This window comes from Vibrio sp. QJM3NY_21 (assembly GCF_057785975.1).
This window is the reverse complement of the sequence record NZ_CM173514.1, coordinates 1,608,918-1,630,892: the sequence shown is the minus strand read 5'-3', so window position 1 is coordinate 1,630,892 and position 21,975 is coordinate 1,608,918. Positions and strand designations below refer to the sequence as shown.

Below are 21,975 nucleotides of genomic sequence, written 5' to 3'. Positions count from 1 at the left end.
CATTAAAGGCTCTCACATCCAATTATTTGATGACCATTATGCCGAAGCGTTAATTACTTCAATACCTTTGTCATTTAACTCTTCAATTACGCTGCTTGGGAGATTGGTATCGGTAATGACACCATCAAGTGACTCCATATCAAGTGCGTGAAAGCTTGCTACTCGACCATATTTGGTGGAATCCGAGATCAAGTAATTGGTTTGGGCTGATTTTACAATCGCCTTTTTCACTAATACTTTATTTTCGTTTGGTGTCGATAAGCCTTTTAAGCTCCAAGAAGAAGAGGAAATAAACGCAATATCAATATTCATCCCTGCCAAGAACTCAGCTACTTTGCCCCCAATACTCGATTGGTTCTCTCGATCGACTTTACCACCCGTATGATAAATCTCGCATGGTGAGTGGTTCATTAAATAAGCCGCGATTGAGAAGTCATTGGTGATGATTAACAGATCTTCACGTGTTGCTAACTGATGGGCGATTTCCAATGAGGTCGTTCCAGCATCTAAATAGACAGTGGCATTTTTTTCGATAAGTTGGGCAGCAAGCTTACCGATTTGGACCTTTTCGTTTGCTTGCTGTTCTACTTTAGCATCATGAGACAGCTCGCGATGCAAGGCTTGAGCTAATTGGACCCCTCCAGATACTGAAACGACTTTTCCAGAAGCTTCCAGCTTTACTATGTCTCGACGAATGGTCATGTGTGACACGTCGAGCTGTTCGACTAACTCAGAAATACTAATCACTTCTTGGTGTGATAACAGTGACAAAATGGTTCTCTGACGCTCTGCTGGAATCATGGTTTTCTTCTATGTTCTTGTTTTTCATCATCCTAACAACCTTTATCTTATTTGTGAAGATCTGTGAACTTATGTTCCCTGTTTGGACTTTAAAGTGTGATAGCCGCCTTTTAAGTGAATTTGTGCTGCCTCTAAAGGGCTAAATTGAGTGGTGGTGTTAAGTTTTGTTAAGAACGTGACTTATCACTAAGTCACTGGTAGCTACTTCACATATAATCACAAACATAAACAAGAATTAACAAACTTAAAATGTACGAAATTACCAAGAAGGCATTGATATTATGAGTGAAGTTCAATCTGTCGGAGTGATCGGTTTAGGTTCAATGGGAATGGGCGCTGCGAAATCATGTGTACGTGCTGGCCTTGATGTCTATGGTTTTGACCTAAATGCACAAGCACTAGAAGAACTGGGTTCGTTTGGTGCAAAAGCGGTGTCGACGAATGCTGTCGAGTTTGCAGATCAACTTGATTCGGTATTGGTGTTGGTTGTGAACGCACAACAAGTGAACACAGTTTTGTTTAAGACTGGCCTTGCTGCGGCACTAAAGCCAAATACTCCAGTGATGGTGTCCGCAACTATCTCTGCTGAAGATGCAAAACAAATTGAAGCCCAGCTCGCTGAGCATAAACTTGTAATGCTTGATGCTCCGGTATCTGGCGGTGCGGTGAAAGCGGAAGCTGGTGAGATGACGATAATGGCATCGGGTGCTCAAGGCACATTCGACACGCTTGCTCCTGTTCTTAATGCAACAGCTGCTAAGGTTTACAATATCGGTGAAGCGATTGGTCTTGGTGCGACAGTGAAGATTATCCACCAATTGCTTGCAGGTGTTCATATTGCTGCGGGCGCTGAAGCGATGGCACTAGCCGCACGCGCAAACATTCCGCTTGATTTGATGTACGACGTTGTTACGAATGCAGCGGGCAACTCTTGGATGTTCGAGAACCGCATGAAGCATGTAGTCGATGGTGATTACTCTCCAAATTCTATGGTTGATATCTTTGTGAAGGATTTGAACTTGGTATCAGATACCGCTCAAGACCTGAAATTCCCACTCCCACTATCAAGTGCTGCACTGAACATGTTCGTTAGCGCGAGTAATGCTGGCTTTGGTCAAGAAGATGACAGCGCGGTGATTAAAGTCTTCCAAGGTATTGTTCTACCGGGTGTAAATACGTCAAAGGTGGAGAAATAATCATGTTATTAGGTGTTATTGCAGACGACTTTACAGGTGCAACAGACATTGCTGGTTTCTTGGTTGAAAACGGTATGCGTACTGTTCAATTGAATGGGATTCCAACGGGAGAGTTTGACACATCAGCAGATGCTGTGGTGATCAGCCTTAAATCTCGCTCTTGCCTAGTTGACGAAGCGGTGACGGATTCGGTTATTGCGCTTAAATGGCTTCAATCTCAAGGTTGCCAACAGTTTTATTTTAAATATTGCTCAACGTTCGACAGTACCGCTGAGGGCAACATTGGTCCCGTGACAGATGCGCTTTTGGCTGAGCTTGGAGAATCTTTCACTATCGTTTGCCCTGCATTACCAGTAAATGGTCGCACGGTTTACAACGGTCACTTGTTTGTCTTTGGTGAGTTGTTAAGTGATTCAGGTATGCGTAATCACCCTGTTACACCAATGACGGATTCAAGTGTGGTTCGAATGATGGACGCACAATCAGAAGGCGTTTCCGGTTTAGTGAACTTTCAAACGATTGAACAGGGCTCTGATGCGGTTACCGTTCGTTTTAACGAACTCAAAGCTCAAGGTAGTCGCTACGCCGTGGTAGACGCATTTAATGCCGAGCACTTGGTGACGTTAGGTCAAGCGGCTAAATCTATGAAACTAATCACAGGTGGCTCCGGACTAGCTGCGGGTATCGCTAAAAATTGGACAGAACATCTTGTTGACCAAAGTGATGCAAAACATGCAGGCAGCCCAGTAAAAGGACCAACCGTTGTGTTCTCTGGTTCTTGTTCTGTGATGACTAACCAACAAGTTGCTGTATACAAGCAGCTTGCTCCTCACTTTGCTATCGATGTGAAGGCTTGCTTGACCAATGATCAATACGCAAACGAAGTGTTCGATTGGGTAATGACCAACAGCCAAGGAGATTTTGCTCCTTTGGTTTATGCAACGGCAGACGCTGCTGAGCTTAAAGCTATTCAAGAAGAATACGGTGCACACGCTTCAAGCCATGCCGTTGAACAGTTTTTTAGTCAACTCGCTATCAAACTGCAACAACATGGCGTGAAAAACTTCATCGTTGCTGGTGGTGAAACATCAGGCGTAGTGACGCAAAGCCTAGCTGTGAAAGGTTTTCATATTGGCCCTCAAATCGCACCAGGTGTGCCTTGGGTTAAATCGGTTGAAGGTGAGCTTTCTCTGGCTCTTAAGTCAGGCAATTTTGGTGACGAAAACTTCTTTGCTAAAGCACAGTCATTTTTTCTATAGGTGGTGATTCGATGAGTAATGATTTAATAAACGAGCAGCCACTATCGAGCGAACAGCAGTTGCGCGAACAAATGGTCACGCTCGCTCGTTCAATGTTCGAACGAGGTTACGCCACAGGTGGCGCAGGTAACCTATCTATCAAATTGCCAAATGGACATTTTCTAGCAACACCAACTGGTTCTTCATTTGGCCGTCTTGTGGCTGAGGAGTTGTCGGTTGTCGATATCGATGGCAATCATATATCAGGAAAGAAGCCGTCAAAAGAAGCCGCGTTCCACTTAGCGATTTATAGAAATAATGTAGAGTGCAATGCGATTGTGCACCTGCACTCTACATACCTAACTGCACTGTCTTGCCTTGAAGGGTTGGATCGCAACAATGCAATTAAAGCGTTCACTCCCTATTTCGTGATGCGTATTGGTGAGTTACCAGTGATTCCTTACTTGCGTCCGGGCGACCCACAAATCGCTGAAGAATTGGCAAAGCGAGCGGGCGACTACCGAGCATTTTTGTTGGCTAATCACGGCCCAGTAGTAACAGGTACTGACTTTGTTGATGCCGTTGATAACGCTGAAGAGCTAGAAGAGACCGCCAAATTAGCATTCTTATTGAAAGGAAATGATATCCGTTACTTAACGAACGAAGAAGTGATGGATTTAAAAGGGAGAGGCAAATAATGGCTAAGTTCGCAGCAAACTTAACGATGTTATTCACAGAAGTGCCATTTCTAGAGCGTTTTGAGAAAGCATACCAAGCGGGTTTCAAAGCAGTTGAATACCTATTCCCTTATGCATTTGAGGCCGAAGATCTTGCAGCAAAAATGCAGAAATTTGGTTTTGAACAAGCACTTTTTAATATGCCTCCAGGTGATTGGGACGCAGGCGAACGAGGCTTCGCAGCGATTCCTGGCCGTGAAGATGAGTTTAAAGTCAGTGTTGATACCGCACTTATGTACGCTAAAACGCTGAACTGCAAAAAAGTCCATGCGATGTCGGGTCTACATGATGCGAATTTCACGAGACAGCAACACGTTGAAACCTTCATCTCAAACATTCGTTTTGCCGCAGATAAGTTTGCTGAGCAAGACATTGAATTGATGATTGAACCGCTGAATAGCCGTGATGTTCCTAATTACTTTGTTGCTCACCAACGTGATGCTGTCGAACTTATTAAGTTGGTCGATAGGTCAAATGTGAAGCTGCAACTCGACCTGTACCACGCACAAATCATGGATGGCGACTTAAGTACTTTGATTCGCGAAGTTGCTGCTTATACCGGTCATATTCAAATCGCTTCTGTACCAGAAAGACACGAACCATCGGAAGGCGAGCTGAATTATCCACATTTATTTAATGTTCTAGATGATTCAGGTTACCAAGGATGGATTGGTTGTGAATACAACCCCAAAAATACAACTGAAGCTGGTTTGGAATGGGTTAAACCGTATTTATAGACGCAGGCAGCACGAGCCTTTAAGGCAGATTTGAACTCGTAAAAATAAGATAAAGCGGCCAAAACAAAAAGTCGCTGTACAACAAAGTGCAGCGGGAGGCACACCTATGTCTCTCGTTTGCAAAACCCTACACAACAAAAATAGACACAAAAAGGAATACACAATGGATGGAGCACTGATAGGCATTGTAATTGGCATTTTAGCCATGATGGGCATGATCATAAAAACAAGAATCCCAGTGGCGCTTGCTATGATTATCGCAAGCATCATCATGGGTCTGTTTGCTGGGATGGCACCCACTGAACTTATTAATGCAATCAAAGCGGGCTTTGGTGGCGTTCTTGGTGGTATTGGTTTAATTATCGCGTTTGGCGTGATTATGGGTGCATGTTTTGAGCGTTCTGGCGCTGCTGTAAGAATGGCAAAAACGTTTGTAAAGCTATGTGGTAAAGGTCGTGAAGACTTGGCACTTGGTTTCACAGGTGTACTTGTCGCTATCCCAGTATTCTGTGACTCTGCGTACATTATTTTACACTCGCTTGTTCGCGCAATTTCACGTGATACAGGTAAGTCAGCGGTAGGTTTAGGGGTGACACTGGCACTTGGCCTACTGATCACCCACGCACTTGTTCCACCAACACCGGGGCCAGTTGCTGTTGCGGGTATTCTAGGCGTTGATCTAGGTGAGTACATGATGTGGGGTTTGATGGTATCTATCCCTATGATGTTGCTTTCTATGATTTACATTCGCCGCGTGGGCAATGAATACTATCGTGTACCAAACGGTGAAACATGGATTACTAACCAAGCTGATTGGGCAAACCTAGAAAAAGTAAAAGAGACGGATGACAAAGAGCTGCCAAGTAACTTCTTATCATTTGGTCCAATCCTTCTTCCAATCGCCTTTATCCTAATCAACACACTTGTTGGTCAAGGTGACACTGCAATGCACAACGTTATTTCGTTGATTGGTAACCCAGTGGTGGCTGTGGGTATTGGTGTTCTTATGGCGCTATACGGTCTTACTCGCCATATTGAGCGTAAAGACATGGTTAGCTCTATGGATGATGCTCTGTCTACTACGGGGCTAATTCTTGTAGTGACTGGTTGTGGTGGCGCAATGGGGGCCGTACTTAAAGCATCAGGTGCTGGTCCTCAAGTAGCAGAAGCGATTGCAAGCAGCGGTATTCCTCCATTATTAGTTCCGCTAGCCATCGCATCAATGCTTCGCTTAATCCAAGGTTCAGCAACGGCATCAATGATGGTGGCAGCAACGATGACACTGCCTCTAGTTGAAACGTTAGGTCTAGACCCTGTGTTCGTTGCACTAGCTTGTGCGGTAGGCCCGGTTGGCTTCTCTCATTTGAACGACTCTTACTTCCATATTATCAACCGTACCTTAGGTATTACTGAACTTGCTGACCAAATCAAAATCTGGTCTGTATCTTCAACCGTAGCATGGGCAATTGGTGCAAGCATCATAATGATTCTTAACCTGGTGTTTGGTAAAGGCGGTACGCTGATCGACCCACTGATTCCAATTGCTGTTCTAGGTGCTGTATTTGTGTGGCTAAAAAGCAAAGAGAAATCACAAGTAAAGACAGCCGTTACTAACTAATACTGCTGACCTTTATATACTGCCTCTATTAAGTGATTAGCTTGCTGATCTTCTATAGGGGCATTTTTGGATCGGGCACTCATCAAAACTAATATTCTTTGGATCTCTCAGTATGAAAATTGTTATTGCACCAGACTCGTTTAAAGAATCTCTATCTGCTGTATCGGTGGCGGCGTGCATTGAAAAGGGCTTTCGTGAAATCTTCCCAGACGCTGACTATGTGACCTTACCTCTGGCCGATGGTGGCGAAGGTACGGTCGATGTATTGCTACAAGGTTTAGCCGGACAAAAGCGAACACATCAAGTTGAAGGGCCATTGGGTGAGTTGGTTAGTGCTGAATGGGCGATGTTAGAACCGTCTGCTCAGAACCCAAATCAAACGGCTTTGATTGAGATAGCTGCCGCGTCTGGTTTGGACTTGCTGACGCCAGAGCAGCGCGATCCTTTGATTGCTTCTTCATTCGGCACAGGGCAGTTGATTTTGGAAGCGATAGAGCAGGGTGCTCAAACCATCATTCTTGGATTGGGTGGCAGTGCGACCAACGACGGTGGTGCAGGCATTGTTCAAGCTCTAGGTGGGCGCTTACTCGATAGGAATGGACAAGAGCTTGGCCGAGGTGGTGCTGCACTTGCAGAACTCGCATCAATAGATCTTACCGACTTAGATTCGCGCTACACAGATGTCGAATTGATTGTGGCGTGCGATGTTGATAATCCATTGTGTGGTGATAACGGCGCCAGCCATATATTCGGTCCACAAAAAGGGGCGACGCCTGAACAAGTCTTAATGCTTGATAAGGCGCTTGCGAATTTTGCTCAAGTTGCTGAATCGCAAGGTTGTGTTGGTGGTGAACCCGTACAAGAGCGTGCCGGTTATGGCGCAGCTGGTGGCACACCGATGGGGCTTGGTTTGCTGTTCAATATGCAGATCAAACCTGGTATCGAGATGGTACTGGATGTTTTACAAGCCGATGACGTGTTGAAAGGTGCCGACCTTGTGATCACTGGCGAAGGGCAAATGGACAACCAAACTCTGCAAGGAAAAACACCTTATGGCATTGCTAAACGTGCGAGCTTACAAGGTATTCCAACCATAGGAATTGCAGGATCTTTAGGTACTGAAGTCGAAGCCTTATATGGTGAAATGAGCAGCTTGTTTGGAACGGTACGTTCTCCTCAACCACTCAATCAGGTACTGCAAGAGGCCGAAATGAATCTAACCAGAACGGCAAGAAATATAGCAGCGACGCTCAAGCTAGGAAGAAAGATACTTAGCTAATCAGTGCATCACATCGTTGTTTCTAAGTTGGCCGATTAATAGGTTTTATAGATTATAACGATAAATACAAACGATTATATTTTATGCCATTAGAGGTCTATTCTATATCCATAGTATTTTAGGGGCTTTTGAAAGGGAGCCAGTATAAATATCAAGGTGCATTGCTATTGCTGCATCTTTGGACCTTAAGGAATAGATCATGAGTAAAAAACTAACTACAGCTGCGGGTTGTCCTGTGGCTCATAACCAGAATGTTCAAACTGCGGGTAAACGCGGTCCTCAACTGCTTCAAGATGTTTGGTTTTTAGAAAAAATGGCGCATTTTGACCGCGAAGTCATTCCAGAGCGTCGTATGCACGCGAAAGGTTCAGGTGCTTATGGCACATTTACCGTTACACACGACATCACAAAATACACCAAGGCAAAACTGTTTTCTGAAATAGGCAAAAAGACCGACCTGTTTGCACGTTTTACAACGGTAGCGGGAGAGCGTGGTGCAGCGGACGCGGAGCGTGATATCCGTGGTTTTGCATTGAAGTTTTATACCGAAGAAGGTAACTGGGATATGGTGGGTAACAACACGCCAGTATTCTTCCTTCGTGATCCTCTTAAGTTCCCAGACTTAAACCACGCGGTTAAACGTGACCCGCGCACCAACATGCGCAGCGCAAAAAACAACTGGGATTTCTGGACCTCTCTTCCTGAAGCGCTTCACCAAATCACCATCGTAATGAGTGACCGTGGTATTCCTGCTACGTACCGCCACATGCACGGTTTTGGTAGCCACACGTTCAGCTTTATTAACGCAGACAACGAGCGTTTCTGGGTGAAATTCCACTTCAAATCTCAGCAAGGCATTAAGAACTTGTCTGATGCAGAAGCAGGACAGTTGATCGGTAATGATCGCGAAAGCCATCAACGCGATTTGCTAGACAGCATCGATAATCAAGACTTCCCGAAATGGACACTGAAAGTGCAAGTGATGCCAGAAGCGGATGCAGCGAAAGTGTCTTATAACCCGTTCGATTTGACTAAGATCTGGCCACACGCAGATTACCCATTAATTGAAGTGGGTGAGTTTGAATTGAACCGTAACCCACAAAACTTCTTCGCTGAAGTTGAGCAGTCGGCATTCAACCCGGCGAACGTGGTTCCGGGTATCAGCTTCTCACCAGACAAGATGCTACAAGGTCGTTTGTTTGCTTATGGTGATGCACAGCGCTACCGTTTGGGTGTTAACCATCAGCATATCCCAGTGAACGCACCTCGTTGCCCAGTTCACAGCTATCACCGTGATGGTGCGATGCGTGTTGATGGTAACTTTGGTAGCACATTGGGTTATGAGCCAAACAACGAAGGTCAATGGGCTGAGCAACCAGATTTCGCTGAACCAGCATTGAACTTAGATGGCGCAGCGGCACACTGGGATCACCGCGAAGATGAAGATTACTTCTCGCAACCAGGTGACTTGTTCCGTCTAATGACACCAGAGAAGCAAGCTATTCTGTTTGATAACACTGCTCGTAACCTAGGCGGCGTGCCAAAAGAGATTCAACTGCGTCACCTAAGACACTGTTACAAAGCTGACCCTGCATACGGTGAAGGCATTGGTAAATTGCTTCAAATCGATGTGAGCGAATTTAAGTCGTAATCAATAAACTCGCTTAAATAGTCAGAAGGCCGCTGAGTTAATCACTCAGCGGCCTTTATTGATCATGCGAGTATTAGTTGGCCTCTATTCGCGATCCATGTGAGTAGTGCGAATTCCCTGAGGTTCAGCACCATTTCTATTGATAGCTTTTACCTATCGAATTGATAAACATATCCCATTATCTTTATAAGATGGGCGGGATTATCCTACGGCTATCAGTTTATAAAGTAATAGAGTTTTAGATGAGTAAAAGCGCATTAATCGTTGAAGGTGGGGCTATGAGAGGCATCTTCGCAGCTGGAGTGTTGGACGCCTTTATGCAAGACGATTTCCGTCCTTATGATTTTGCCATTGGTGTATCTGCGGGTGTGTCGAATTTGGTGGGTTACTTATCTCAAGCGCCGAAACGCAGCTATCACGTGATTACCACGATGGCGACTGACAAGACGTTTTTTAACCCTGCTCGCTTTGCCAAAGGGGGTAACTTGGTGGACGTTAAGTGGTTGTGGGATGAATCAAATCAACGTTATCCCCTAGATTGTGGTGAACTGTTTTCAAGTATCCCACTCATTGCTGCTGTAACAAATGTCGATACGGGCAGTGCAGACTACTATCATATCAAGCCAGAAAACCTTTCTAACGTGGTGGAAGCGACCACCGCTCTACCTATTGCTTACCGCGAAACGCCGTGCTTCTCGGGTGGTTGTTATACCGATGGTGGTGTGGCCGATTCAATTCCGGTTCGTGAAGCCTATCGTCGCGGCGCACGAGACATTACCGTGATTCTTTCTCATCCTTTGAGTTACCGAATGAAGCCTCAAAAGCACCAATGGATGCTGAAAAAACTATTAAAGAAATTCCCTCACATTGCAGAATCAATGGCAGTGCGTGCTGAAAACTACAACCAATCTTTGGAGTTCATTCGTAATCCACCAAAAGATGCGACCATCAAGGTGATTGCGCCACCTGAAGCATTCGCGGTGAAGCGTTTAACTATGGATCAATCAACGCTTGATGCCGGTTATGAGATGGGGGTTAAAGCAGGGGAAGAGCACCTTGCTATTCGAAAAGGCATTTATGGTTTAGACACCGAAGATTGTCACTTCTGCGTCTAAGAACTATTTTTGAATACTAGATAAACGAAAAAGCCACGCTGTTCACTTCAGAATAGCGTGGCTTTGTATTTGTAGATCTCGTTTGTTTTTAACTCAGTCTGCTATTAACTCAATCTTCTATTAAACGAGTTCATTGCCGCTGGTGTTGCCTGTAAAGAAGGCATCGACGCTGGTTAGCGTTGTATTAGCAATGTTGAACAGAGCATCTTTAGTTAAGAAGGCTTGATGACCGGTGAACAACACGTTGTGACAAGCGGATAGGCGACGGAATACGTCATCCACAATCACATCGTTAGATTTGTCTTGGAAGAACAGCTCTTTCTCGTTGTCGTAAACATCAAGGCCAAGCGCACCAATCTTGCTCTGTTTCAACGCTTCGATTGCTGCGGTTGAATCCAGTAGTTCACCACGGCTGGTGTTGACGATCATCACGCCATCTTTCATTTTCTCAAATGCCGTTGCATCCAACAGGTGGTAGTTCTCTTTACTCATTGGGCAATGCAGAGAAATCACGTCAGATTCTTGGTAAAGCTCGTCGAGTTCTACGTATTTAGCGCCCAGTTCTCTTGCCAATGGGTTCGGGTATGGGTCGTAGCACAAGATGTTCATGCCTAAACCTTTCAGAATACGCATCGTCGCTAAGCCAATTTTTCCAGAGCCGAGCACACCGACGGTTTTTCCGTGGAAGTTAAAGCCAACCAAACCCTCAAGGGAGAAGTTCGCATCGCGAGTACGTTGGTATGCCTTGTGCAGTTTGCGGTTCAAACACATCATCATACCGACGGTGTGTTCTGCTACAGACTCGGGAGAATAAGCAGGGACACGAACGACTTGCAGACCAAACTCTTTGGCTGCGTCTAAGTCGACTTTATCAAAGCCCGCGCAGCGCATCGCAATCAGCTTAGTGCCGCCTTTTGCTAGAATCTCTAGCACATCTCGCGATAGGTCATCGTTTACAAACGCACAAACGACTTCGTTGTCGTGCGCCATTTTTGCTGTTGTTGTAGTGAGTCGAAAATCGTGAAAATGGAACTCGGCGTTGAGTTCGCCTTTTGCAAGTTCAAATGATTTTTCGTCGTATGATTTTGAGCTAAAAAAAGCAATGTTGAGCATGGCTTCCTCTCTTACCTAAAATATAAATAATCCACTTATTCATTATCTGAAACGGGATTAAAACTAATAACTTTGTCCAGTGTGCTAGAGTTTTATAACCTTGTCTATCACCATTAGTCATTGTAATTACTATGGTTACTTGGTCTTGTATCTTCACTTCTTGAACATTAAAAATCACATTACGAGGTAGCTTGCTTATAAGTTCATCAATATTGGATGGATCTTACTTTCGGGTGTTGAACATCTTCTTGGCCTCTTTTTCTGACCAGAAATTAATGTTGAATTGTGCGTCGTCGCTAAGCTCTACTTGATGCCAATATTGAGGTGGGCTGGTGGCAAATTGCCCTGCTTGGATCGTGATAACACTTTCTGGTTCTGTCGCGTCTGCATCGGCAAAACCATAGAAGGTGACCGTCCCTTCCATTACGCAGATCTGGCCGAATACGCCTTCTGCGGTGTTATGGTGATTAAGCAATGCAGCCGGTATGTTGTCTTTGGTGAAAAATGGCGTTGAACGTTGAATTTTCCAGTGTGACGGAATACGTAAATGACTCATATAAAACCTCTTATCTGTCTGTATTTTGAATATAAGCTTTAGCTTTGATGGAATTGGTGACTGTGATTACCAGTAGTTTTCACTGCTGAATTGGCCGGGTTTTCGGCGTAAGTGCTTCTCGAAACCTAAGCTGGTTAGTGCTTCACTTGTGTCGCGAACCATTTGCGGATTGCCACAAAGGTAGAAAAAACTGCGGGTTTGATTGAAAGCGACAGACGTGGTTTGCTCAAGGTCGCCTCGAAGTAACAAGCTTGGGATTCGTCCGCGCAAAGTTCCGGTGACTGATTCTCTAGAAATAATTGGCACATATTGTAGTTTCCCTTGGAAGTGATTAACGAGTTGAGCGATACGGTCTCGATAAGTTAGGTCTTGTTCTGTTCTTACGGCATGAACCAGTACAAGGTTCTTGAATGACATTACTTTTTCGACATCTGAGCCATTTTGCTGCTGTATCTGCATGCTTTCGAGCATTGAGATAAAAGGCCCAACGGCAGTCCCGGTTGAAAGCATCCATAGATCGTCGGCGATCTCTGGGATCTCATCTAAGGTCATAAAGCCGCTTGGGTCCTTGCCGACAAAGATGTCATCGCCTACCTTCAACTTATGAAGTTGAGGTGAAAGCTGACCGTTCTGATCCTTAATAATCAAAAACTCCAGGTGTTGGTGACCTTGTTCGTGCTCTGGCGCGTTCACCATTGAATAGGCTCGCCTTACGAACTCATCCTCTCTGTTAAGCAAGCCAAGTTTCGTGAATTGACCTGCCTGATAGGGAGAGACGGGAGCACTGACTTGCAGCGAGAACAGTTGATCTGTCCATTGTGTTTTATGTAAGACTTTGCCAGTTACCAAACCATGAGGAATATCTGTCATATCATCACCTTTATTTAGAGAAGTTATCTCATTAAGGATACTCAACTATTTACACTTTGGAGTTGCATGTACCATGCCAATAATGAGAATGCTTATCAATACTGAGTTGTTGAGAGGGATGACTTTTAATGGAGTCAAAAGTACACACTTATAATTGAGTCTTAATGACTGCTTATGGTCTTTTTTGTTCTTATTGGGAGTTGGATCTTGGTGGCTTTGCTATGGCTAATTTTTGAATTGAGCTTGATCAATCTCAATGAGTGGTTTGACCCTTGAACGATTCCACCAATAACTGAAGAGAATAATTTACAGATGAGTATAATGTCGGCTTTCGATCTCAATATAGCCGTGTTTTATGCTTGATAATCTTCGTATGGTCTTGAACGTATTGTTCGTGACTATCAATACCGCAATGACTGCGTTTACCGTGAGCTTCTTTGGCCTCATCAAACTGATTCTTCCAATCTCTATTGTTCAAAAGTCATGTACTCGTTTAGCGAATTTCACGTTTTGGTGTTGGGCTTCGCTTAACCTTTGGATGTTGAATGTGAATAACGATATCGAGTGGCAAGTCGAAGGAGGGGAAGATATCTCGACTAAGCAGTGGTACCTGATGATGTCGAATCACCTGAGCTGGGCGGATATCGTGATTTTGTCTTCAATCTTGAAAGACAAGATGCCAATGACTAAGTTCTTCCTCAAGCACGAACTGTTGTATGTTCCCTTTGTTGGATTGGCCTGCTGGGGCTTGGATATGCCGTTCATGAGACGCCACTCGCGTGAGTTTTTGATTCGTAACCCTGAGCGCCGTAATGATGACTTCGACGCAATCAACAAGGCATGCACTAAGTTCAAATGGGCACCAACAACATTGGTCAACTTTGTCGAAGGGACACGTGCCAATCACGAGAAACTGGCGACAGCGAAAACACCGTATCGACATCTACTCAAGCCAAAAACCGGCGGTGTGGCGTTTGCTCTGTCTGCAATGGGCCCAATCCTAGATGGTATCGTCGATGTTACTTTGGCTTACCCAGAGAATCAGACTTCTCCGTTTGAAGACATGCTGAAAGGTAAGATGAAGAAGGTGGTCGTGCGTATTAAATTGCATCCGATGGATGAGAACGTGAACGGCAATTACTTTGAAGACAAAGCGTTTAAGCGCCGTTTCCACAGTTGGTTGAATAACACGTGGAAAGAGAAAGACGAGTATCTCGATACGGTTTATGCTCTTGATACGGTTAATACGATTGATGCGGGTCATAAGAAGCAAGAGCAGTAAGGTCAAACCAAACAAATAGCATCAAAAAAGCCGATAGTTCATTGAACTGTCGGCTTTTTTATTGAATCGGCTCTACTAACGGTAAGCGATAAAGTTAGTACTTACTATAATCTAGTGGTAGTAAAATCAATGCTATATGCAGAACAGGTGAGGGCTAAATGGCTTGGTACGCATCAATGATGTGCTTCACTTCGCTGGGTTTACCTTGCTGCTCTTGGCCTTGATGAATGCGCAGATAATGCTGCAATGTTTTGGCTTTGTATTGCTGTGATATCTTCATTTGCTCATCACAACTTGGTGTCCAGATCTTGTCGCCGACGCTTGATATCTCGTTAACGTTTTGGCTCTTTTCAGCATCACCTTGGTTATTACTAATCAATAAAATTTCGTAATAACGACGGTTCTCTTCAATCAACACTTCGTCAATCAGGCCGAGCTTGAGCGCTTTTAAATGACTTCTTAGCTCGAACTGCTGATGGACTGGGCAAAGCAAAAAATCGATATCTTTGTCTGGATGTTGGCGATGAATATCATCGACGAGCTTCTGCGTGAGATCGCCACCGACGCCCGCGATAATAACCAGGTGTTTACCAGTATGTTTCTGGAGCGGAATAGCGGCGACATCCATGCAGTAAACTTGCCATCGGCTGGTAACCGTTTGTTGGTCTAAATTATCTTGGGGAAAGTAACGAGTTAGCTTGTCTTCCAGTTCATTCATCAGAGACGGGACAATATCGACAAAGTGAATCTGAGGCGCTCTATTATCCGACAACAGTTGAACGCCCAAAAATCCATGATCGCAGCAGCAGTCCCAAATATGTTGGTAGTCATTGTTGACAAGGGAGTGGAGAGTTTGCAGTCGGTTACTTAGCTTCATAAGGTTCGTGTCGTTAGAAAGGGAATATTGTCGTGTCGAAGGCGCATTGTAATGACTTTCCATAAAAACAAAAGCACCTAGGGTGTGAATCCTAGGTGCTTTGTGTGCACATACGAATCTACGGCGTGTTATGAAGCTTACGCGACAGCTCTTATATGGCCTTCCACTCGGTTCTTTCCTAGCTGCTGAGCGATGAGTTTCGCCTGTTCTGCAAGCGCTAAAGCCGAATCTGTTTCACCTACTATTTGCGAGAATCCGATGCTGACACCTAATGATAACGTGATATCTGGCGTGGCAATGGCTTGCTCACTAACTCCAATTCGACATTGGTCCAGCTGGAATTTGGCATCCTTCACATCATTTGCTTTGAACAATACAGCGAACTCCTTGCCTCCAATACGTGCTAGACAAAGCCCTTTAGGTTTAGGGAAGTATGAGCGTATCGCTTCTGCAGTCAGCTTGATCATCTTGTCACCGACCGCTTCACCATAGGCGCGATTAACGTGGTCAAAGTTATCGATGTCGAGCAGAGCAACATAGGTATCTGGCTCGTCGGCGTAGTTTTCCAGTGCGATATTGAAACTGCTTTTGTTGTCCAACTGAGTCATCAGATCTTTACTGCTCAATTGATGGTGGAGCAGTAAGTTAGACAGCGAGACCTCGGTGTAATCTCTGATCATACGCAGAATACTCTGGTTGATCGGTAAGTTCGCGTTCACATAAAGCACTGCGACCAACTGTTTGCGAGAGTGCAAAGGAATGCAGTAGTGACGTTGGTGTATTTTGAGTTTACATGCCAGCGGATCAGCGTACTTACCACTTCGATAAGCCATGGTGTCTGGTGTAAATCGTTCTGCAAGGGCCTTGTCACAATGTACCGTTGATTTGTTTCCGTGATAGTCGATGGTACTGAATGCGTCGTTTTCAGGCTGATAGAGACAGAATTGAATCCCTTTTTGGTAGGTAAAGCTAGCCAGTATGGATTTCAACTCTCGCTTAAAGCTTACGAGGTCATCGACCTTATTCAGTTGAGATAAAGATACGTTCAAGCGATAAGACAAATAGTTTGCCCCAACCCACAACAGAATCAGAGAACCAAGTACGACACCAGTTAATGTGAATTGATATGAGCTGGTTAGGATATCGTGACGATCGGTACCCGCGATGAATACCCAGTTCAAGCTGTTGTCAGCGTCAAATACCGATATTTTGAAGTTATCTTGATAGTAGTATTCGTGTTTACCGACGGTTTCGCCTTGCGAGAGTTGGTGGCTTATTCCAGCGTGGTAGCTGATAGATTTAGAGCCGATACGTTTCGGATTAGGGTGAAAGACAAGTCGTTCTGTTGCTCGATCAACCACAAACACATAGCCGTGATTAAGCGTTTTTAAGTCTCTTAACCCTTGGGTTGTGTGCAATAGATCAAACTCAATCCATATCTCTTCGTTCAATCTTTCCGCTGTATGTTTTACCGCGAATACCCAACGACCATCGGGCTTTTGATAAATAGAAGAGATATAAAAATCGTCAACAACACTGTCTATTGGGTTCCATTTGATGGATCCAACTTGTTCGTTGGAAAGAGGTAAGCCACGACTTGATATATATTGTTGAGTTTGAGGTTGGTATCGAATGATATCGGAGAAGTTAGGTGTTCTTTTTAGAATGTTATCACTCAGTTCTCTGAATTTTCGATCACCGATTGGAGCCGTTTGAGGTAAGCCTAGACTGGTTTCTAAAAAATAGAGCTTGCCAAATGTGGCTTCGATGTTGGAACGAATCGTGGAGCTTGCGATTCGAATATTTGATGATGATTGTTCGGTTGCTGCTGTTTCTACTTTTTCAAGCTGAGCCACAGCAAGATAGAGCATCCCTCCAGTTAATAAAATAATGTATGGTTTAAAAAGCCGAATTAATGTTTTAGGTAAAGCCATGATATCCAAAGACGTTATAGATTCATTTTTATAGTACGGCCATACTAAACAGTTTTCGTAATCACATCAATGCAAATGATTCCATATAAATGAATGGCTTTTGTGATATTCGGCTAACAAAAAAGCCAGTCATAAACATAACTGGCTCCTATGGTTTCTGGTGGTTTATTAAGCTGGCTTAGCTTTTAACTTAACTTAACTTAAATCAGTCTTGTCTGGCGAATAGTGCAGAATCGCCATTGAAGCTGGAGATAGCAGCATTTCACCTTCAGCATGACCTGGTTTTACATTTCGTAGGTTAGTATCGCAGATAGTCACCCAGTTTTGCTCACGGTCACTAGGTAAAGAAAAACGCGCTGGTGCGTTGGTTTGGTTGATCAGATAGATCAACTCGTCACCATCTTTACCAATACCTAAATGCAACGCAACCGAGCTTAAACGGTTCCAATCATCATGCTCCATGAGAGTGCCATCGACACGGCTCCAGAAGATGCGGTTAGAGTTACGCTTTTCGCCACTGAATGCCTTAATAAAAGGCACCATGTATTGCTGACGTGCGGATATCATCTCAGACAGCCAAGTCTTGAAGTAAGTCTTACGCTCAGAATCTTCCCAGTTCAACCAGCTGGTTACGCCGTCTTGGCAGTAAGCGTTGTTGTTACCCTTTTGAGTATGAGATAACACATCAGCTGTCAGAATATGCGGAATACCAAAGGCGAACAGCAGGCTTGCCATGAAGTTACGCTTCTGCTTTTCACGTGTTGCGACGACCAAGAGGTTTTCAGTCTCGCCTTCAACGCCATAGTTTTCAGAGCGATTGTCACCGTGCCCATCGCGATTGTTCTCACCATTCTCTTCGTTGTGCTTATGCTTGTAAGAAACAAGGTCCTGCATGGTGAAGCCATCGTGATAAGTGATGTAGTTGACGGTTAATTTGTACGGCCAGTGCGCAGCACTGTAGATGTCACGCGATCCCATCAAACGAGTCGCAAACTCTTTCAGATAGCCTTGATCACCGCGCCAGAAGCTGCGTGTAATGTCTCTGAGCTTGTCGTTACACTCATTCCAACCTAAAGGAAAATTACCAACTTGGTAGCCATTCGGGCCGATGTCCCAAGGTTCTGCAATTAACTTAGTTTCTTTAAGTACAGGATCTTGAGCAACGGCTTTGAAAAAAGCGGCCTCAGGATTGTAATTATCGCCTTCACGGCCTAGCGTTGCTGCTAAATCAAAGCGGAAGCCATCAACTTTAAACTCATTAACCCAATAGCGAAGCGTATCCATCACTAAGTTGAGTGCTGGCTGGTGGGTTAGGTCGACCGTATTACCGCAACCAGTAAAGTTCGCATAATGACAACCATGTTTAATGTAGTAGCGACTATCCAGTGCTTTTAGGTTGAAGGTAGTTCCACCTTCACCGCCTTCTGCTGTGTGGTTGTACACGACGTCTAGAATGACCTCGATGCCATTACGGTGCAGTTCGCGAATCGCAGTTTTGAGCTCATTCACGGCGTCCTTTTCGGCGTAGCGTGGATCAGGCACCATGAATAAGTATGGGTTGTAACCCCAATAGTTCACTTTCCCCATATCTAGTAGGTGAGGCTCATGCATGCACGCAGCAATAGGTAAAAGTTGTAGAGAGTTGATATTTTGCTGTTTGTAGAACGCGAGCATTTCAGGGCTAACTAACCCTAAGTAACGGCCTTTAGTATGGAGTGCGACTTCAGGGTGAAGCTTAGATAGGCCTTTTACATGGGTTTCGAAAAGAACGGTCTCTTCTCGGCTAATACGCGGCTTTTCTACATCTTGCCAGTCGAAAGTGTCATCAATAACAACACATTTCGCCATAGCAAAGCTTTTCTCATTGGTATACGGCGTGACGTAATCGAGCGGTTCGCTGATTGCTTTAGCGTAAGGGTCTGAAAGCAGGATTGGACCATTTTCAGTTTCAGCAATGAAGCCGTATTTTTGCCCTGCTTTTATACCGTCGATAAACACATATCTGATATCAGCGTATTCATTTTCCAACTTATAAGTGGTGAACTCATCGTTCTCGTCAAAGAGTGCGAGGGAAAGTGATTTACAGTCAGGAGAAAAAATTGAGAAGTTGCAGCCAGTGTTACCTAGCGTTGCGCCTAGCGGATAAGGGCGAGCGAGCGTTCTAGTCATTGCTTGATTTCTTGTTCGTTTATCGACATCAGTGAACTATAAGTAAAAAGCTTTGTCACAGTAAGGTCAAGCAACTTCACAGAATAATTATTGTTAAAAAAATAATTTACCGATTAGGTTCAAATTATATATTTGAAGTAGATCTCACTTAAGGTGAATAATTAGATCTGTGTGCTGCCTACTCCTCCTAGATTAAGTGATCTAACTCCTGTAAACACCGTTCCGTATAATTTCTACTCCCTTCTCATCCCCCTTAATTTAGTTCAGGGCGGAGGAAGTCAAACTTGTCATCCCCTCTTAATATTGGCTCCGTTGAAACGAATCAGGGGCAACCCTAAACCTCTCTATCTTACGTCCGCCATAACTGCCTTTGGTTGTCGCAAGAGAGCAAAAATATAAAACCTAATAATAAATCGTCCTTAATGGAGTTAAGAATGAAAAAAGTAAGTTTGATTGCTGCAGCGGTGACTACTGCACTTATGGCTGGTTCTGCATTTGCTGAGAATGAAGTTGCACTGGATGTAACAAGCGGTGACTCTGCAATGGAAGTAGAGGTGAAAAACCCTACTGATGTTATCGCTGACGGTTGGGAAGTGCATGGTTATATGTCTTCCAACGTTCGTGTAGTAGATGGTAAAACAGTAGACACTGAATTTGGTAAGCCAGATTACAAAACGGCTGGTACTCACGGTAAGAGTACAAACCAAGTTGAGTTTGTAGTTAAGAAGCACTCTGAATACCAAAATGGTGTTTGGGCTGACTACGTTCTACGTACTGAGTATGGTAATGGTAACTCTTACGCTTACTCTTCATCCGGTAGCCAAAAAGATAACACCACAGCACAATTTGAAGTAAAAGAAGCATATGTTGAGTTAGGTGGTATTCTAGGTGACGACACTTCAATCTGGGGTGGTCAACGCTTCTTAAACCGTGCTGCAGGTATTTTGTCTGGTGAGTTCTGGAAACAATCATCTGGTATCGGTGCAGGTATTCAAACTAAGTTAGGTGGCAACACAGCTGGTATCGCATATGTAATGGCTGACCCTGATGCTGGTTCTTCAACTCCAGGTGCAGAGCGCACTACTGCTTCTTCTGTAGACTTATATTACTACGGAGTAGATGCAGGTATTGGCTCTCTAGACTTTGATTTGAAATACGGTCAAAAAGTTGTAAACGGCGATGAAAACGAAGACGGTATCGGAGCATCTGTAACGCTTAATACAAGCTACTATGGCTTAGACGGTTGGACACAAAACGCGATTGCATACGGTACTGGTGTAATGCAAAACCGTGGTGTTAACTTCGGTGGCTGGTCTGGCGGTAATGATGATGCCGAGTCTCTATTCTTGACTTCTTACGGTGTGCTAAACATCTCAGAAAGATGGCAGCTTGGTACAGAAGCGACATATATCACAGCTCTTGACGAACTTTGGGGCGCTAAAGGCCTAACACGTTATATTGTTGCAGCTCGTCCTTCTTACAAACTGAATGACAACATTCGTCTAGAAGCAACAGCTTCTTACGGTCACGAAGAAGGTGATGAAGGTTACTGGGGTCGTACAGGTGACGATGTAGAAAGTAACATCATTAACTTAGAGATTGCTACAGCATTTACGGCAAACTCAGATTACTTCGGTCGTCCACAGGTAAAACCTTACATCAGCTACATCAAAGCTGATGACGATGCAAGTGCTAAGCAAATTGGTATCGAAAACGGTAATGACCAGTTTGTATTCGGTGTGCACACTGAAATTTGGTTCTAAACCATTTGCAGTAGAAGGCAGCCAACTGGCTGCCTTTTTCTGTTTCCTCCAAACAACCAATAGTAAGAGAGATTAAAATGACAAATAAAAGCTCTATGTTAGCCGTGGTACTAGGTGCCTTGCTAAGCGGTTGTGCTTCAGATGTTCAGGTTCAAACTAAATTAGATGCACCTACTAATGCAGAAGTATGCTGCAGCGATTTTTCGCAATTCCCATACGCTCGATTAAATGACAATGAAGATTTAAAATTTGATATCGACTTGGGTTCACCTGTCGGTACATTTACGACCGGTAATAGCCACTTTGCAGCGTTCAAGTTCAGCGAACGCTCAGGTGAGATGGTAGTTAAGCTATCCAGTTTGATGATCGATGATTCGGTTTTTGCTCCAGAAGCTATACTTCTCGATGAGAACTTTAAGCCAGTGCAAACATTGAAGTTTGAAGACTTTAAGGTTCAAGCATCCGATGCGTTTACACGCACTAGTTACATTGAACGCTTACGTGTTGATGCAAGTAAAACACCTTACATCATTATCTACACACCAGCTGATGAGCTAGGAAAAGCGATTAAAGTTGATCATCCTGCGAAAGTTCGCGCGAAAGAGTTTGGTGAAGTGATGCCTATGGTCACCGATCCTGTATACACCAACCAACTAGGTGGGCGTCTAGAGTTAGAAGTCGAAACTCTAAAGCTTCGCCCTTACCGTGCTAAACCTGCTGTAGTACCAGTGGCTGCTGTTGCGGCACCTGTCGCTCTGGCAACGACTACAGCAGTAGCACCGAAGAAAGCAGACACGCAGATACGTGTGCAGCAAGAGACAAAAGACTTCTATTTGTCCGCTATACAAAATTCGGTGAAATCGGGTGACATACCGAAAGCTTTAGGTTTGCTAGATGAAGCGAAGGCACTTAATGTTGAAGGCGCACAAGAAGCTTTTGTGCGAGCCGTCAACGCAAAATAGCTTGTTAGCTTAATAACGTAATAGATTAGTAGGCTGAATGGTTTAGCAGCCCAGTATCTTAGTCGCTTAGATAAAGA

The 21,975-nt window shown here is 44.3% G+C and carries 18 protein-coding genes; 11 read left to right on the top strand and 7 right to left on the bottom strand.

Annotation, left to right across the window (positions count from 1 at the left end; genetic code table 11):
- Positions 1–36: 36 nt before the first annotated feature.
- On the bottom strand, positions 37–801 hold the full coding sequence (locus tag AC3CID_RS22600) for a DeoR/GlpR family DNA-binding transcription regulator (protein WP_054545888.1): 765 nt from the start codon (positions 799–801) through the stop codon (positions 37–39).
- Between the two features lie 281 nt (positions 802–1,082).
- On the opposite strand from AC3CID_RS22600, the gene ltnD reads away from it, so the two are divergent.
- The 8 genes from ltnD to AC3CID_RS22560 all read left to right on the top strand — a co-directional run bounded on the left by ltnD (position 1,083) and on the right by AC3CID_RS22560 (position 10,372).
- A complete protein-coding gene (gene ltnD / locus AC3CID_RS22595; RefSeq protein WP_488527514.1) occupies positions 1,083–1,997 on the top strand; it encodes an L-threonate dehydrogenase in 915 nt (304 codons plus the stop codon).
- A 2-nt stretch (positions 1,998–1,999) separates the two neighbouring features.
- The gene (gene otnK / locus AC3CID_RS22590) at positions 2,000–3,256 is read left to right on the top strand and encodes a 3-oxo-tetronate kinase (RefSeq protein ID WP_488527513.1); all 1,257 of its coding nucleotides are present in this window, start codon (positions 2,000–2,002) and stop codon (positions 3,254–3,256) included.
- Positions 3,257–3,267: 11 nt separating this feature from the next.
- Entirely contained in the window at positions 3,268–3,933 is a 666-nt protein-coding gene (gene otnC / locus AC3CID_RS22585) for a 3-oxo-tetronate 4-phosphate decarboxylase (RefSeq protein ID WP_488527512.1), read from the top strand.
- Positions 3,933–4,709, top strand: a complete 777-nt coding sequence (gene otnI, locus AC3CID_RS22580; protein WP_054545885.1) for a 2-oxo-tetronate isomerase — start codon at positions 3,933–3,935, stop codon at positions 4,707–4,709. The genes otnC and otnI overlap by 1 nt, the downstream gene beginning before the upstream one ends.
- Positions 4,710–4,872: 163 nt before the next feature.
- Positions 4,873–6,327 carry a GntP family permease gene (locus AC3CID_RS22575; protein WP_146455010.1) on the top strand — a complete coding sequence of 485 codons (1,455 nt, stop codon included), beginning with the start codon at positions 4,873–4,875 and terminating at the stop codon, positions 6,325–6,327.
- A gap of 112 nt (positions 6,328–6,439) precedes the next feature.
- Entirely contained in the window at positions 6,440–7,606 is a 1,167-nt protein-coding gene (locus AC3CID_RS22570; protein ID WP_372243405.1) for a glycerate kinase, read from the top strand.
- A 199-nt stretch (positions 7,607–7,805) separates the two neighbouring features.
- Positions 7,806–9,257, top strand: a complete 1,452-nt coding sequence (gene katE2, locus AC3CID_RS22565; protein ID WP_237298453.1) for a catalase KatE2 — start codon at positions 7,806–7,808, stop codon at positions 9,255–9,257.
- A 242-nt stretch (positions 9,258–9,499) separates the two neighbouring features.
- Positions 9,500–10,372: a patatin-like phospholipase family protein gene (locus AC3CID_RS22560; RefSeq protein ID WP_114634607.1), complete on the top strand. Its 873-nt coding sequence runs from the start codon at positions 9,500–9,502 to the stop codon at positions 10,370–10,372.
- 120 nt (positions 10,373–10,492) lie between these two features.
- Here the strand turns inward: AC3CID_RS22560 and AC3CID_RS22555 are convergent, their stop codons facing one another.
- From AC3CID_RS22555 to AC3CID_RS22545, 3 genes are all read right to left on the bottom strand, one after another.
- Entirely contained in the window at positions 10,493–11,485 is a 993-nt protein-coding gene (locus AC3CID_RS22555; protein ID WP_237289570.1) for a 2-hydroxyacid dehydrogenase, read from the bottom strand.
- A gap of 223 nt (positions 11,486–11,708) precedes the next feature.
- On the bottom strand, positions 11,709–12,041 hold the full coding sequence (locus tag AC3CID_RS22550; RefSeq protein ID WP_237289567.1) for a TehB family protein: 333 nt from the start codon (positions 12,039–12,041) through the stop codon (positions 11,709–11,711).
- Between the two features lie 66 nt (positions 12,042–12,107).
- Positions 12,108–12,911 (bottom strand): ferredoxin--NADP reductase, encoded by an 804-nt coding sequence (locus tag AC3CID_RS22545; RefSeq protein ID WP_488527511.1) that lies wholly within the window; start codon positions 12,909–12,911, stop codon positions 12,108–12,110.
- Between the two features lie 355 nt (positions 12,912–13,266).
- Between AC3CID_RS22545 and yihG the strand changes: the two genes are divergently transcribed.
- Positions 13,267–14,193 carry a 1-acylglycerol-3-phosphate O-acyltransferase, YihG family gene (yihG, locus tag AC3CID_RS22540; RefSeq protein WP_474357078.1) on the top strand — a complete coding sequence of 309 codons (927 nt, stop codon included), beginning with the start codon at positions 13,267–13,269 and terminating at the stop codon, positions 14,191–14,193.
- 154 nt (positions 14,194–14,347) lie between these two features.
- Here yihG and AC3CID_RS22535 read toward each other — a convergent pair whose 3' ends face one another.
- From AC3CID_RS22535 to glgX, 3 genes are all read right to left on the bottom strand, one after another.
- Positions 14,348–15,070 (bottom strand): tRNA (adenine(22)-N(1))-methyltransferase, encoded by a 723-nt coding sequence (locus AC3CID_RS22535; RefSeq protein WP_237298953.1) that lies wholly within the window; start codon positions 15,068–15,070, stop codon positions 14,348–14,350.
- Positions 15,071–15,207: 137 nt separating this feature from the next.
- Positions 15,208–16,941 carry a sensor domain-containing diguanylate cyclase gene (locus AC3CID_RS22530; RefSeq protein ID WP_488527510.1) on the bottom strand — a complete coding sequence of 578 codons (1,734 nt, stop codon included), beginning with the start codon at positions 16,939–16,941 and terminating at the stop codon, positions 15,208–15,210.
- A 258-nt stretch (positions 16,942–17,199) separates the two neighbouring features.
- The gene (glgX, locus tag AC3CID_RS22525) at positions 17,200–19,173 is read right to left on the bottom strand and encodes a glycogen debranching protein GlgX (protein WP_488527509.1); all 1,974 of its coding nucleotides are present in this window, start codon (positions 19,171–19,173) and stop codon (positions 17,200–17,202) included.
- 434 nt (positions 19,174–19,607) lie between these two features.
- On the opposite strand from glgX, the gene AC3CID_RS22520 reads away from it, so the two are divergent.
- Entirely contained in the window at positions 19,608–20,936 is a 1,329-nt protein-coding gene (locus AC3CID_RS22520) for a carbohydrate porin (RefSeq protein WP_114634617.1), read from the top strand.
- Positions 20,937–21,013: 77 nt separating this feature from the next.
- The gene (locus tag AC3CID_RS22515) at positions 21,014–21,898 is read left to right on the top strand and encodes a MalM family protein (protein ID WP_114634619.1); all 885 of its coding nucleotides are present in this window, start codon (positions 21,014–21,016) and stop codon (positions 21,896–21,898) included.
- Positions 21,899–21,975 lie beyond the last annotated feature (77 nt).

What these genes read in the sequence shown, in the direction of transcription:
- AC3CID_RS22535 (WP_237298953.1), bottom strand. Translation starts at nt 15,070, where the DNA reads ATGAAGCTAAGTAACCGACTGCAAACTCTCCACTCCCTTGTCAACAAT.
- AC3CID_RS22545 (WP_488527511.1), bottom strand. Translation starts at nt 12,911, where the DNA reads ATGACAGATATTCCTCATGGTTTGGTAACTGGCAAAGTCTTACATAAA.
- ltnD (WP_488527514.1), top strand. Translation starts at nt 1,083, where the DNA reads ATGAGTGAAGTTCAATCTGTCGGAGTGATCGGTTTAGGTTCAATGGGA.
- otnI (WP_054545885.1), top strand. Translation starts at nt 3,933, where the DNA reads ATGGCTAAGTTCGCAGCAAACTTAACGATGTTATTCACAGAAGTGCCA.
- AC3CID_RS22600 (WP_054545888.1), bottom strand. Translation starts at nt 801, where the DNA reads ATGATTCCAGCAGAGCGTCAGAGAACCATTTTGTCACTGTTATCACAC.
- AC3CID_RS22560 (WP_114634607.1), top strand. Translation starts at nt 9,500, where the DNA reads ATGAGTAAAAGCGCATTAATCGTTGAAGGTGGGGCTATGAGAGGCATC.
- AC3CID_RS22515 (WP_114634619.1), top strand. Translation starts at nt 21,014, where the DNA reads ATGACAAATAAAAGCTCTATGTTAGCCGTGGTACTAGGTGCCTTGCTA.
- otnK (WP_488527513.1), top strand. Translation starts at nt 2,000, where the DNA reads ATGTTATTAGGTGTTATTGCAGACGACTTTACAGGTGCAACAGACATT.
- katE2 (WP_237298453.1), top strand. Translation starts at nt 7,806, where the DNA reads ATGAGTAAAAAACTAACTACAGCTGCGGGTTGTCCTGTGGCTCATAAC.
- AC3CID_RS22530 (WP_488527510.1), bottom strand. Translation starts at nt 16,941, where the DNA reads ATGCTCTATCTTGCTGTGGCTCAGCTTGAAAAAGTAGAAACAGCAGCA.
- AC3CID_RS22555 (WP_237289570.1), bottom strand. Translation starts at nt 11,485, where the DNA reads ATGCTCAACATTGCTTTTTTTAGCTCAAAATCATACGACGAAAAATCA.
- otnC (WP_488527512.1), top strand. Translation starts at nt 3,268, where the DNA reads ATGAGTAATGATTTAATAAACGAGCAGCCACTATCGAGCGAACAGCAG.
- yihG (WP_474357078.1), top strand. Translation starts at nt 13,267, where the DNA reads ATGCTTGATAATCTTCGTATGGTCTTGAACGTATTGTTCGTGACTATC.
- AC3CID_RS22550 (WP_237289567.1), bottom strand. Translation starts at nt 12,041, where the DNA reads ATGAGTCATTTACGTATTCCGTCACACTGGAAAATTCAACGTTCAACG.
- glgX (WP_488527509.1), bottom strand. Translation starts at nt 19,173, where the DNA reads ATGACTAGAACGCTCGCTCGCCCTTATCCGCTAGGCGCAACGCTAGGT.
- AC3CID_RS22570 (WP_372243405.1), top strand. Translation starts at nt 6,440, where the DNA reads ATGAAAATTGTTATTGCACCAGACTCGTTTAAAGAATCTCTATCTGCT.
- AC3CID_RS22520 (WP_114634617.1), top strand. Translation starts at nt 19,608, where the DNA reads ATGAAAAAAGTAAGTTTGATTGCTGCAGCGGTGACTACTGCACTTATG.
- AC3CID_RS22575 (WP_146455010.1), top strand. Translation starts at nt 4,873, where the DNA reads ATGGATGGAGCACTGATAGGCATTGTAATTGGCATTTTAGCCATGATG.